Here is a 13,199-nt window from a genome sequence, read left to right as displayed (position 1 = left end):
AGCTAGGCTGTTAGTAGGTAAACAGTATATTTGTATAAACGTAACATATTCGGAATAACAAGGATGGGAAGTAAGATGGATTTATCCTTTAATGACAATTTGCCTCCAATGAAACTTAAGCCAAGGACAAGAAATTATTGCAAAGTATTGTCTGTCGAGGACGATAAAGATTACCAAGATGCCTTGCTGAATGGACTGAATGCATTAAATTACGATAACAAAAAGGTCGACTTTTTAACTGCGTCTTCTGCTCTTGAAGCGGCGACTGTGATTGCTGAGAATCCTGATATATCGGTTATTTTCCTCGATGTTGTTATGGAAACAGACCACGCTGGCTTACGTCTAATTCGAACTATACGTGAAGACATCGGTAATGATTTAGTGCGTATCGTGCTGCTGACGGGGCAAGCTGGCATGACATCCGCAGATGATTTAATTAGCCAATATGATATTGATGATTATTGGTGTAAGTCGGATCTTACGCAGGTGCACCTGCAAACGATTGTACTGAGCAATTTGCGCACATGGGAGCACCTTTCTGATATGAAAGAAGCTCGTCATAGCATGCAGTTACTGCTTGCTGCCAGTCAGCGCATCGCTTCTAAAAGTGATATTTCAGATTATACCCATTCCATCTTGGAAGAGCTTGGACAGCTATTGAAGGTGAAGAATGGCGGCATTGTGTGCTTCTTTCATCCAGAGAAAGAGGATCTAGCAAACGCGTCTATTGTTGCGACCAGTGGTGAATTTTCTGTACACAAAAATAGATATTTTTTACCGGCCATTGAAGACGATGTTCTGAAAGACACTGTTTTGAACGCTTATGAGCAAAAAAAGCATGTGTTTATTGATGGCTTCTCTGTGCTGTATTTCTCCAACAAAGAGCTAGACGGTCGAGTCTACATGGTTGTGGTTAAGATAAACCGCACACTAGCAGCAAATGAGATCAATTTACTTCAGGTGTTCTGCGAAAATATCGGCGCTGGTTTTCGCAATGTGGCTTTGAATAACAAGCTAACCGAACTGGCGTACATAGAACCCACTCTAGGCATTCATAATAAAAACTGGCTCATTCGCGATATTCGCGACATGTTTTCTTGGGAGCGGGAGAAAGCCACGCTGTTAATGGTTTGCGTCGATGACTTGGCTTACACGGAATCGGTTTTGGGCGCGAGCTATTGTGACCAGCTGATCTTATCTTTGTATGACTACCTTAATGACTTTTTTGGACAGTCTGTTGATATTGCTATGCTCGAACGCGATACCCTGATGTTGGTGGTGTATGACGATAAGGAATACACTGAATTGTCATTGGAGCGGATTATCCATACCAACATTAAAGTCGAAAAAGCCACTCATTCGCTCGATTTAACCATCAGTTCAGTGACCTTGTCAGACTTCCCTTCATACAGTGCTGAGCAATTGATTAGTGTCGGGAAAAGTACGCTGGCAAGAGCGAAATACGAAGATGTCGCGTTTTTGGCATTTAGTAATGAATTGGCTTCTGCCATGTTTGGCCGCTTTGAATTACTGCAGGATTTGCGCGAAGCCATTTTAAATGATGACATCATGGCGTATTTCCAGCCTAAAGTGAGTTTAAAAGATAGCACCTTAATCGGCTTTGAAGCGTTAGCTCGATGGGAGCATAAAAATGGAAGCTTCATCCCCCCTGATGTATTTATATCATTGGCTGAGAGCAGTGGTTTGATTGCTAAATTAGATCGACAAATTTTACGGCAGTCGTGTCGGGCAATTCATACGCTCAAAGGCATCGGAATCAATGTGCCTATTTCTGTTAATGTGGCGGGCAATGAGATTATTCGCCCAGATTTCATCTCGACTTTTAAGGCAATACTTGAAGAAGAGCAGGCGCCAACAGAGCTGATCGAGTTAGAGATTACAGAATCACAATTGATTAACGAGAAAGCCACGATAAACAGACACTTATCAGCACTGAAAGCACTAGGCGTTAATACGAATATTGATGATTTCGGTACGGGGTATTCGTCTTTGGCGTATTTATCTACTTTGGCGGTCTCCACGCTAAAAATTGACCATAGTTTTGTGTGGCAAATGGAGGAATCGGAAAAGGATTGGGAGATCCTGAAAATGATCATCGAGTTGGGGAACTTGCTCGGATTGAGCGTGGTGGCGGAAGGTATTGAGACTGAGCAACAAAAAACGCATTTGCTGGCGTTGGGGTGTGAAAATGGTCAGGGCTATTTATTTGCGAAGCCCATGTCGATAGACGACACCATTTATTGGGTGCAAAAAGGCCGATAACACGATGCAAATAAAGACGTATTTATCACAGAAAAAACCATTGTTTTTTATGTATTTAGTCGGCATTTTTTTGTTTATCACCTTGCTGAGCTTTGGTACCTATCGTTATTTTTTAGATGGTAAAGTGAGTCAGTTAGCTTGGACTGAATCGGAAATGCTGTCACGCAGCGCGAGTGTTGTAAACCGAGAAATGGGCTATATCAAACGTGTGACCATGTTATTGCGTAATAGTGTTACGGCACGTCTTGCGCCACAACAATCGACCCAGTCGCAGAATGCGCCATTTCCTGATGACTGGAAAGCACAAGTGGCCGAAGAGTTTCGTTATTTTGCCCAAACGTCGGATCTTATTTCCCAAGTTAGGTGGATCTCGTTAGATGGTCGTGAATTGGTGCGAGTTAATGCTCAAGCGGGTCTTGTATCTAGAGTACCAGAAGAGCACTTGCAGAATAAATCTAATCGAGACTATGTGAAAAATGCGCCTAAAGAAGCAAATCAAGAGGTGTATATTTCACCTCTTGATTTGAATATAGAAAACCAAGAAATTGTTCGACCTTTTCAACCAACGGTACGCGGTGCGATACGTATGGCTGGTGAGATATCAGGTATTTTGGTGGTTAATTATGATCTGACTCAGCTGTTTGAATTAATGAGTTCATTGAGCAGTGATGATGTTTCATTAGAAATATTGGATGCCAATGGTTATTGGGTTCTAGCGGCTGACAAAAGGCTTGAATGGGGTGCGATACTTCATCCAAACGATGCAAGGTTTAATATCAAGTCGTACTTTCCTGCTATCTGGCAAGAAATGAATAACATCCAAGGACTGGAACGTTTTTTTCAAGATAATCGATTGTGGAGTTTATTCGAGCTTCATATCGATGGAGACGATAGCGAAAGCCAAGGCGTACCTCACGCGTCGTCTTTGTATCTGGTTGCACAATCTAATGCGAATGCGCTGACGGTCTGGCAGAGAACGCTAATTATGCGCATTATAGGTATCGCGAGCCTGTGCTTTTTGGTGATCGCATGGTTAGTATGGCGACAGGTGGCCGCTCAGTTCGAGACCTATCGCTTACTGAAGCTGGTAAAGCAAGAAAAAGACCAAGCAGAGCAAATGAATCAAAGTCTGAACGTGGCTAACCAGAAGTTAATTGATCTACAAGATGAACTGGTAGAAACCAGCAAGCTGTCTTCCTTAGGTCTGATGGTTGCAGGGCTAGCGCATGAAATGCATACGCCATTAGGTGGTGTCAGAATGGCCTTGTCTTCTTGTAAAGTCTGGCTGGATAAAGAAGCCAGCTCGCTTTCTCAGAAAACGAATGAGGGAGTGTTTAATTCATTAGCGATTGCAGAAAAGAACCTTTCTCGCGCATTGGATGTTGTATCTAGTTTTAAACGTATTGTGTCGGATCGTACCGCTCAAGAAATGCAGACTTTCTATCTTCATGACGTCGCCAACGACATTGCTTTTACCTATAAGCCGACTTTAAAAAAACGCTCTGATATTATGTTAAAGCTAGAGGTTCCGGATAATATCCAGATGTTAGGCTACCCAGGCATACTCTCACAAATCTTTCAAAACCTGATAGATAATGCCTTGGAGCATGGCTTTCAACGTCTTGATAAGGGTGAAATAAAGCTGGAGGCGACAGAGAAAAATGGCAACTTAGAGTTGGTGCTTAGTGATAATGGTAGAGGAATTGCTCCTGAAATGCAGAAACGCATCTTTGAACCTTTTGCCACGACAGGAAGATCAAAAAAACATACAGGGCTGGGGCTTCATTTAGTTAGCCAATGGGTAAATAAACTTATGCAAGGAAGGGTTGAAGTGAAGTCAGAAGTAGGTGTAGGAACGACTTTCACGTTAACGATTCCCTTGCAGCAAAAGATCGTAGAAGAAGAGTCTTAGTCTACGATCTCGCGAGCAATCTAATGGTTAGGCTTAGGGCTTGCCATCCAGCCTAATGTCATCCAAATTACGCCGATGCTCAGCATGACATAAAGCGGCGCAGTCCACGATTGGTGCCAATCATAAAGCGCACCAATTAACACAGGGCCAATGGCTGCAAGGGTATAACCAATTAACTGTGCCATGCCAGACAGGGCGGCCGCTTGTTTTGGGCTGTTGGTCCGTAAACTGACAAAAGACAAGCCTAAAATAAAGCCCATACTGACGCCAAAACCAAAAGACACCGACCAAACACCAGACCAACTTGGAATGAATAAAAAGCCAACTAGACTCAAAGTAGTGAGTCCTGTGGCAAACAAGCACAAACGTCTATGGCTGCCTAAGCGATTAATAAACGGCGCTAAAATCAACGAAGGAACTGCGCCAGCCAATTGCAAATAACCTTGATACAAGCCGGCCGTTGAATCGGTGTAACCGTTGCTCATTAAAATAGCCGGAACCCAAGCGACGACCACATAATTCACTAGCGAGTTTACTGCTAGAAATCCTGCTACTTGCCATGCGGTTACGGATCGCCAAACGGAAGTAGATATTTCAACGTTACCGGTTTGCGGCGGTTGATGCTGGGTTATTTTGCAACTGAACCACACCACCAAAGGCAACAGAATCAACACACTTTGACACGCCAGAGCAAACGACCAACCACTCATTGGCAGGTCAAAGCTTGGCTGTTCGGCATATAAACTCAATGGCACCGCAAGACTAGACATCAAAAAGCCGCCGATGCTCATCATCAGCACATAAATTGCCGTGAGCTGAACCACATAATTTGGGAACTCACGCTTTAGCAAACTTGGCAGCAAGACATTACCAATGGCAATTCCGGCGCCAATAAATATTGCACCGATATACAAGGTGCTGATCGAGCCAAAAGCGCGAATCACCATACCAATGGCAATCAAGCCAACGCCCGACGCCAAAATGCGCTCAATACGAAAGTGGCGAGTTAACCAAGATGCCACAGGTGCGAAAAAGCCAAAGGCCAATAGTGGCAAACTAGTAAGCAAACCGGATTGGGAGCTGCTTAAATGCAGATCCGTACTGATTCTATCCAATAACGGCGGCAAACCAGTTACGGGACCACGCAAACTCAGCGCCACCAAAAAAATAAACAAGAGTAAAAATGCCGCGTCGTGTTGCGCTAATTTATGTAATCGTTTCATGGCGTCCATTTCGAAAAAGAGGTTTTCGGGAAATATTGTCGATTCACTATTATATGGGTTACTCTGCTTACTGAATTAAGCGACTTGGACAATAAATTGCGAAATACAGACAAAAGCATTTTTGAGACACTGACCGACCTTTGTTTTGCGGATCATTATCCACATCGCGTTCTCGTATTGCGCTCGCAATCCGTTCCACATAGTGAAGAAACGCCTTGGCACAAACATCAAAAAGGCCAGCTGGTTTTACCGCTTACGGGGGTTGTCACCAGCTTTATCGACGACAAAATGTGGCTTGTGCCGCCACGCTGCGCGGTATGGATTCCCAGTAATGAGATGCATCGCAACCAGATATCGCCCAATGCCGATGTGTGTATGTTGTTTGTTGATGGTCGTGATTTACCGCTGCCAGAGGTAGCTTGTACCTTGACGGTCACACCCTTTGTACGCGAGCTGATATTGCATCTGCATTCGCAACAGCGCTATGAAGAAACCGACCTTGCAACAGACCGGTTGGTTGATGTCCTGATCGACCAGCTTATTCAGTTGGAGCGGGAAGAGTTTGATTTCCCTATTCCAGACGAACCAACACTCAACCGTCTCGCTCTTGAGCTGATTGCCAGACCGAATGAAAAGCGCACTCTAGGTGAATGGGCCAGCGACTTTGCTATGAGCGAACGCACTTTGGCACGAATGATCAAACGCCATGTAGAGCTCACTTTCGGTCAGTGGCGAAGTCAGCTTCACATTGTTCTTGCCTTGCAAAAGCTGGCGATCAACATGCCGATCCAAACCATCTCCGAAGAGTTAGGTTACGACTCCGTCAGCGCTTTCATCACCTTCTTTAAAAAAGCGCTGGGGAAATCGCCAAGGCAATATCGGATTGAACGTTGGGGCAAGGAATGACAGAGCGCCCGTTACGGTTCGCTTAGATTGTCGTGAGAATATACAGCGCCAAGAAAATTAACGCTAAGCCAGATAAGCGATCAATCCACATGGCTTGGCTGCGCAACCTTTCCAAGAAGCGCGCATTCGATAGCAGGCACGCAATCAAGGTGTACCAAAGACCATCCACCAGCCAAGGCGTTGCTACCATGAGCATTTTTCCACTTATCTGATGAACTTCTACAACGAAAGGGCTGAATAGCGCAGCAAAAAACAAAGCAATTTTGGGGCTTAAGATCGATACCAGAAATCCTTCTTTAGCGGATTGAAATAGACTAACGCGAGTGCCTGATTCTAACTTAGCCGCAATGCCGCCTTTGGAACGTAGGGCATTAAAACCAAGATAAGCCAAATACGCAGCTCCCGCGTAACTGATGATCTGAAACAGCAAAGGCAATTGATGAAAAATTACCGCCAAACCAAGCATGGAAAGCAGCGCGTATAAGCCAATGCCCGTTGCGTGCGCCCAAGACATGGCCAAACCGTTTGCTCGACCACCCGCCAAACTGTGCTTTATGACCATCGCGAGACTGGGGCCTGGTGAAATGGCACCAAGCAAACAAATCGTAAATAGGGAAAACCAAATAGACAGTGACATACGCTTGCTCCTTAATGATCGGAGCAGATTAGCAAGCCCTCAGTATTATATGAAATCATATTTTCTCATTATGGTTATGATTTTTTATCATAGCCAATGGAATAAGTCGCTTTTGACATCGTCTGCAAAACCAGGTTTCTTACCCATAGGTGAGAAGGATCGTTGTCGTATTTTGCATGCCAAATGAGCCAGTACTTATGACGAGGTGTGGTGATGGGAAGGGGCTTATAGGTCAGCGAGAAGTGTTTTTTTAAATTTCGGGCAATGTGTTCTGGAATGATCAAAAGGTGCTGGCTCTGACACAGAGATTGCGCTGCCGCATAGAAAAATGGCACCTTCAGCGCAAAGCGGCGTTGCTTTTCTAGTTTGGCTAACGCCTCATCTACGTAACTGTCTTTATCGCCACCGCCTATCACTTTAATATGAGCGTAGGCGAGAAGATCGTCAATGCTCAGAGTGTCTTGTTTTGCCAAAGGGTGAGCATGGCTCATCACGCAAACAGGGGAGTCTTCACCTATTTGAACAGAAGACACGCCTTCTGGTTGAGTCGGAGACATGCTGGATGCCAGCTGAATATCGGAGGTGGCAAGCTGAGGCAATAAATCTGGCTGCCATAAACGATACTGCATTGATACATTGGGCGCGTGTGCTGCCAAGGCCTCAACAATATCAGGCAAAATATACTGCGCCACATAATCGCTGGATGAGAGCACAAACTCGCCATGCCATTTTGCTGGTTCGAATGCCTCTTCTACCAATAAATCATCCAACTCCAGAAACCAATGAGTCAGTTTCGTTTGCAGCAGTAGCGCTTTAGGTGTGGGGATTAGAGTATTGCCTTCGCGAATAAGCAATGGATCCGCAAATAAATGCCTGAGTTGACTTAGCTGACGGCTAACAGCGGATTGTGTCAGATTCAATTTATTGGCCGCGTGGCTCACATGGCGCTCTTCCAGTAGAACTTTTAATGAACGCAACAAATTTAGGTTAACACGGTGGATCATCTCGATATGCTCACAGGCTGACAGAGTGGTCGGCTTATTTTTCGGCTTTACCCATTATAACGCAAGGTGAATTGCCCAACTTAATGGGCAAACTTTAACACCACTACACCAAGAATAATCAGCAATACACCCATGTAGCGCAACAAAGAGGTCGGATCGCCATAAAACCAAATGCCTAACAAAAACGTACCAGATGCACCGATTCCTGTCCAAACGGCATAGGCGGTACCCATCGGAATTTCTTTCTGTGCCAACCAAAGTAAGGTACCACTTATCGTCATAAACAAAATGGCAATAGAAATCCCCAACAGTTTTGACCCGCCTGATTGCGCCATCTTTAGCCCAACAGGCCAGCCGATTTCAGTTAATCCTGCCAGTAGCAAATACAACCAACTCATTCTCATTACTCCATACTAAAAATATTCGCACTCATGTGAGCGAAGTTGCTTTTTATAGTATCGATATTTATGATGATAGAAAGTTATTAACTATCGATATTTTTCATATGTTGAGTTTAGAGCAAATCAATATGCTGGTGTTGTCCGCTGAACTGGGATCCTTTTCAGCGTGTGCAAGAAGACTGGGTAAAGTGCAGTCTGCCGTGAGTCACGGCATCAGCAGCCTAGAAATAGACTTGGGGGTTGAACTGTTTGATCGCACCTCTCGCAGCCCAAGACTAACAACAGAAGGGGAACGCCTAATTCGCAGCGCGAAAGCGCTTTTAGCTCAGTCCCATGAGTTTGAAAAAATTGCCGAATCCATTCATCGGCGCGAAGAAAGTGCGCTCACCATTGCCATTGATGATGCGTTAATCGCCCCTCATGTGTCGTCGATATTTGCGCTATTTGCTCAGCAATTTCCTTATGTCCAGCTAGACATCGTATCCCTTGCTTCTCCCGATATTGCCGAAGCCGTGGCGAATGGCAATATTGATATGGGGGTTATGTTTTCAGAGGTGGAAGCGAACAAACAAGTCGATTTCTGCTACGTGGGCGGTGTGGACTTTATGGCCGTATGCCACCGCGACTTTCCTTTGGCAGAGCTGAGCTTATTGACGGAATCTGACCTTGCGCCCTATAGGCAAATAGCCGTTCGTGGTTTTTTCAAAAAAGAGTCGCAAGCCTTAATCAGCATGACGCCAAACGCATGGTGGTGTACAAGTAACTACGCGGTTTTAGAGTTGATACAACAAAAAATAGGTTGGGCGTATTTGCCCTTATCCTTGGTTCAACCATTCATCGAAACCGGTGATATTCATAAAATCGACGTGACTTTTGACCACAAGCCTTGGTCCGTTCCTGTGGATTTGGTCTCCAAAAAAGGCGCGAACCGCGGCCCCGCTTACCAATGGTTATTTGATGCTTGTAAAAATGCGTTTTCTGCGGACCTTTGTATGTGAAAAAGCCCACTTTTACATAGCGTAAAAGTGGGCTTTAAAATACTGTCATGACCTATAAAGTCGACTTATTCAGTCGCTTCGTGAATCGTTTCTTTCGTGCTGTTGTAGGCTTTTGAGGAGTCTTCTTTCACGCCTTCCCAAGTATTTGCACAGCCAGCTAATGCAAGTGTTACCGCAATGACTAATAATGGAAACTTCATGTTCACACCTTTTTTCGTTTGGAGTCTTTACAGGGTAACAAAAAGCTTCGTAAAGGGTAATCCACTATTTTGATTTAACTTAGGACAAGGCCTTGGCAGTACAGCCAATCGTTGAGCGACTTCGGCAGACGCAACTTAGAGCCTAGTAAAACATGTTTTTTGATCATATATCATTCAGGTATTTCTGTTACTAGTTACTGTTATTTTTTGCGTGTTTCATATTAAAAGGTCAAGCAAACAGTGTGTTTTTATAATCCTTTAATAGGTCAATTTTTTTACATCAAAATAGATTGATCTTATTTGGTCTTGCCATAGAATGGCTTTCATTTAATCTCTACTTGGGATTGTTTACATTGAGGTGATACATGTCCAGTACACTGGTTGTGCCTGAGAATTCCATTCGTCAGCGCTTAAAGGTGTTTATTGAAAACATCACTGTACAGCGCATTTTGCTGGCATTTATTTTAATTAATGCGGTTATTCTAGGGTTAGAAACCTCGTCAGATATAATGGCCGCCGTTGGTCCGTTTTTAATTGCCTTGGACAAAGCCATATTGGCGGTGTTTGTGGTTGAGCTCACTATCCGTTTGTTTGTGCATCGCTTAGCGTTTTTCAAAGACGGCTGGAATGTGTTCGATTTTATTGTCGTAGGGATTGCCTTAGTACCAGCCAGCGGGCCTTTCGCTGTACTGCGTGCTCTCAGAGTCTTGCGGGTATTGCGCGTGCTAACTTTCGTGCCATCGATGAAGAAAATAGTCGGTGCTTTGATCAAATCCCTGAATGGCATGTTGTCCATCGCTATGGTGCTGGGTCTGGTGTATTACGTGGCTGCGGTCATGGTGACCAAATTATTTGGCGAGGCGTTTCCTGAATGGTTTGGCAGCCTAGGCGCTTCTTTGTATACCCTGTTCCAAGTGATGACCTTAGAAAGCTGGTCCATGGGCATCGCACGTCCTGTTATGGAAGCCTTCCCTTACGCTTGGGCGTTTTTTGTTCCATTCATTCTGATTGCTACCTTCACCATGCTTAACCTCTTCATCGCCGTCATCGTCAACGCCGTACAAACCATGCATGACGATGAACACAAAGACGAGCTAGACGCTGAAAAAGCCACCCAGCAGCAGTTAATGGAGCAAATGCAGCAATTACAGCTCGAACTACAGGCACTGCGCCGGGATATGAATAAACCGTAGCAACAAGAAGGAACCCAGTTGCACCATTAGGCAGTGAGGTCTAATGGTGCTTTTGGTTTAGATCAGCAGGCTACGTACTTTTGCCGAGAAGTATTCCGATACGACCACGGTGGCAAGGATCACAAGGATGATCAAAGTGACTTGTGGCCACGCCAAGGTATTCAGCGATGAGGACAAGAACAAGCCGATGCCGCCCGCGCCAACTAATCCTAAAATTGTTGATTCACGAATATTGATATCCCAACGGAAGATAGCGATGCTCAAGAAGGCTGGCAATATCTGAGGGATGATCGCGTAATTGATCACCTGAAAGCGTGATGCGCCGGTGGATTCGATAGCCTCCACACTGGTGCCATTGGTTTCTTCTATGCTTTCATAAAGCAGTTTGGCGACAAAACCTATAGAGCGTAAGCCGATGGCGATGATGCCAGCCAAGATCCCAGGTCCTAAGATAGACACCAGTAACAATGCCCAAATCAAGGAGTTGATAGAACGCGATGCCGCGATGATAAACAGCGCAACAGGGCGAACAAACTTGGTTGATGGCGTGGTGTTTCTGGCCGCTAAAAACGCAACGGGAAACGCCAATATCACTCCAAGCAAAGTACCTAACGTAGCGATGTTGAGAGTGTCCCACAAGGCTTCGTACAGCTGGTTTATATAAAGCCAGTTTGGCGGAAACATCCTGCTTAGAAGATCTGCGCCTTGCTCTGGAGCATCGTAGACAAACACCCACATGGTTTCTTCGTTCATCACCTGCCAACAGTAGACCGTTAGCAGCACAGTGATAAACCAGAACCCCCAGACGATCCGCGCGTGGCGACGATTATTGCTATGCCAAAGCGTCGATTGATCTAACTGACCCATTTTCTAATCCATCCTGATAAGTATTCGCACGCCATAACAATGACAATAATGATAAGAAGAATGGCGCCAGCTGAATCGTATTCGTAGCGATCGATGGCTGTATTTAAGGTCGCGCCAATACCGCCAGCGCCAACAATGCCGATCACCGCGGATTCGCGAAAGTTGATATCAAAACGATAAAAAGACAAACCAATCATACGCGGCATGACTTGCGGCCAAATGGCCATGTGAACGCGCTGCAACCAAGAGGCGCCAGTGGCGCTGATTGCTTCTAACTGCTTGCGGTCAATGCCTTCGATTTCTTCGGCCAGCAACTTGCCAAGAAAGCCAATAGTCGCATAAGTCAGCGTTAGGAAGCCGGCAAATGCACCAAATCCAAACAAGGCGACAAGGAATATCGCCACAATGATCTCTTGCATCGAGCGCGATAAAGCAATGAAAGAGCGACAGAACAAGTACACAGGTTTAGGAGAAATATTACGCGCTGCACCCACCCCAAAAGGCAATGACAGCAGAATACCCACTACGGTCGAGGTGACCGTCATCGTCAGACTTTCTAAAATCCCTGCGTAGATGTCTTTCGCTCGACTGGTAAAGTCTGGCTGTAAAAAGCCAGCAAGGAATTTTGCACCGCGATCTAAACCTTCATAAGCACGCATCCAGTTTACCTCGACGCTGCCAATGCCAACCACTAAATAGGCAATAAACATAACCCACAGCGCTAAGCGCCAGCGTTTATTGGGGACTAGGTAATGCGGCCTTTGCCAAGTACGCATTAAGCCACCTCCGCCTGTTCAAGTTCATCCGCATCATCCTGAGGTTCTGGATGCCAGTCTTCGTCACCATAAATACGCGTCAGAACGTCTTCGGTCAGTTCATCCGGCTTACCATCAAAGACGACTTCGCCACCTTGAAGACCGATAATACGATCCACAAATTGCTGGGCTAATGGCACATCGTGGATGTTGATGATGGCCGGCAAGCCGTTTTCACGACAGATAGACTGGATCAGACGCATTATTTGGCGTGAGGTTTTTGGGTCTAAACTAGCCGTTGGTTCGTCTACCAGTAGAAGGCGTGGATCCTGCGCCAGAGCACGAGCAATGCCGACACGTTGGCGTTGGCCGCCAGATAGCTCATCTGCACGCTTGTTGGCGTGATTGATTAAGCCAACACGGTCCAAATATTCAAAGGCGTTGTCTATGTCGTTGCTCGGGAACTTACGCAAGAAGCTGCGCCAAAACGGCAAGTAACCCAATCGGCCAGATAGAACGTTTTCCATCACGCTTAGTCGTTCGACCAGCGCATATTCTTGGAAGATCATACCGATTTTGCGACGTTGGGTACGCATTTGGCTGGTGGACAGCTTGCTAAGGCAAGCGTCTGCCAAGTAAATGTTACCTTCGGACGGTTCAATCAAACGATTGATACAGCGGATCAAGGTAGATTTACCGGCCCCACTGGGGCCGATTAATCCAACGATTTCTCCTTCAGGTACTTCAAAGCTAATGTCTTTAAGTACCCAAGGGCCAGTTTTGTAGCGTTTCTTTAAATGTTCAAGTTTTAACACGTTAT

At 45.3% G+C, this 13,199-nt stretch carries 13 protein-coding genes; 5 read left to right on the top strand and 8 right to left on the bottom strand.

Going from position 1 to position 13,199, the window contains the following annotated elements:
- Positions 1-75: 75 nt before the first annotated feature.
- Positions 76-2,283 carry an EAL domain-containing protein gene (locus tag JSY38_RS08805; RefSeq protein WP_239544471.1) on the top strand — a complete coding sequence of 736 codons (2,208 nt, stop codon included), beginning with the start codon at positions 76-78 and terminating at the stop codon, positions 2,281-2,283.
- A gap of 4 nt (positions 2,284-2,287) precedes the next feature.
- Complete coding sequence (locus JSY38_RS08800) at positions 2,288-4,195, top strand: sensor histidine kinase (protein ID WP_205116517.1); 1,908 nt, start codon at positions 2,288-2,290, stop codon at positions 4,193-4,195.
- A gap of 20 nt (positions 4,196-4,215) precedes the next feature.
- Here JSY38_RS08800 and JSY38_RS08795 read toward each other — a convergent pair whose 3' ends face one another.
- Positions 4,216-5,418 carry an MFS transporter gene (locus JSY38_RS08795; RefSeq protein WP_239544462.1) on the bottom strand — a complete coding sequence of 401 codons (1,203 nt, stop codon included), beginning with the start codon at positions 5,416-5,418 and terminating at the stop codon, positions 4,216-4,218.
- A 96-nt stretch (positions 5,419-5,514) separates the two neighbouring features.
- Between JSY38_RS08795 and JSY38_RS08790 the strand changes: the two genes are divergently transcribed.
- Positions 5,515-6,324 (top strand): AraC family transcriptional regulator, encoded by an 810-nt coding sequence (locus tag JSY38_RS08790; protein WP_239544460.1) that lies wholly within the window; start codon positions 5,515-5,517, stop codon positions 6,322-6,324.
- Positions 6,325-6,346: 22 nt separating this feature from the next.
- Here the strand turns inward: JSY38_RS08790 and JSY38_RS08785 are convergent, their stop codons facing one another.
- The 3 genes from JSY38_RS08785 to JSY38_RS08775 all read right to left on the bottom strand — a co-directional run bounded on the left by JSY38_RS08785 (position 6,347) and on the right by JSY38_RS08775 (position 8,363).
- Positions 6,347-6,961, bottom strand: coding sequence for a LysE family translocator (locus JSY38_RS08785; RefSeq protein WP_205116511.1), 615 nt, complete (start codon positions 6,959-6,961; stop codon positions 6,347-6,349).
- 74 nt (positions 6,962-7,035) lie between these two features.
- On the bottom strand, positions 7,036-7,965 hold the full coding sequence (locus JSY38_RS08780) for a LysR family transcriptional regulator (protein ID WP_205116509.1): 930 nt from the start codon (positions 7,963-7,965) through the stop codon (positions 7,036-7,038).
- An 80-nt stretch (positions 7,966-8,045) separates the two neighbouring features.
- Positions 8,046-8,363 carry a DMT family transporter gene (locus JSY38_RS08775; RefSeq protein ID WP_205116502.1) on the bottom strand — a complete coding sequence of 106 codons (318 nt, stop codon included), beginning with the start codon at positions 8,361-8,363 and terminating at the stop codon, positions 8,046-8,048.
- A 35-nt stretch (positions 8,364-8,398) separates the two neighbouring features.
- Here JSY38_RS08775 and JSY38_RS08770 point away from each other — a divergent pair, with 35 nt between their 5' ends.
- On the top strand, positions 8,399-9,364 hold the full coding sequence (locus JSY38_RS08770; RefSeq protein ID WP_239544458.1) for a LysR family transcriptional regulator: 966 nt from the start codon (positions 8,399-8,401) through the stop codon (positions 9,362-9,364).
- Between the two features lie 65 nt (positions 9,365-9,429).
- Here JSY38_RS08770 and JSY38_RS18570 read toward each other — a convergent pair whose 3' ends face one another.
- On the bottom strand, positions 9,430-9,564 hold the full coding sequence (locus tag JSY38_RS18570; RefSeq protein WP_110577088.1) for an entericidin EcnAB: 135 nt from the start codon (positions 9,562-9,564) through the stop codon (positions 9,430-9,432).
- 365 nt (positions 9,565-9,929) lie between these two features.
- On the opposite strand from JSY38_RS18570, the gene JSY38_RS08765 reads away from it, so the two are divergent.
- Entirely contained in the window at positions 9,930-10,757 is an 828-nt protein-coding gene (locus JSY38_RS08765) for an ion transporter (protein WP_205116500.1), read from the top strand.
- Between the two features lie 57 nt (positions 10,758-10,814).
- Here JSY38_RS08765 and phnE (JSY38_RS08760) read toward each other — a convergent pair whose 3' ends face one another.
- From phnE (JSY38_RS08760) to phnC, 3 genes are read right to left on the bottom strand one after another with little or no spacing between them, the layout of a single operon-like run.
- A complete protein-coding gene (gene phnE, locus JSY38_RS08760) occupies positions 10,815-11,624 on the bottom strand; it encodes a phosphonate ABC transporter, permease protein PhnE (protein WP_205116498.1) in 810 nt (269 codons plus the stop codon).
- Positions 11,612-12,400 carry a phosphonate ABC transporter, permease protein PhnE gene (phnE, locus tag JSY38_RS08755; protein ID WP_114411408.1) on the bottom strand — a complete coding sequence of 263 codons (789 nt, stop codon included), beginning with the start codon at positions 12,398-12,400 and terminating at the stop codon, positions 11,612-11,614. The genes phnE (JSY38_RS08760) and phnE (JSY38_RS08755) overlap by 13 nt, the downstream gene beginning before the upstream one ends.
- Positions 12,400-13,194: a phosphonate ABC transporter ATP-binding protein gene (gene phnC / locus JSY38_RS08750; protein ID WP_205116496.1), complete on the bottom strand. Its 795-nt coding sequence runs from the start codon at positions 13,192-13,194 to the stop codon at positions 12,400-12,402. The genes phnE (JSY38_RS08755) and phnC overlap by 1 nt, the downstream gene beginning before the upstream one ends.
- Positions 13,195-13,199: the final 5 nt, after the last annotated feature.

This window comes from Marinomonas foliarum (assembly GCF_016906065.1).
Lineage (GTDB): Bacteria > Pseudomonadota > Gammaproteobacteria > Pseudomonadales > Marinomonadaceae > Marinomonas > Marinomonas foliarum.
The sequence above is the reverse complement of the archived record's forward strand: the minus strand, read 5'-3'. Positions and strand labels throughout refer to the sequence as shown.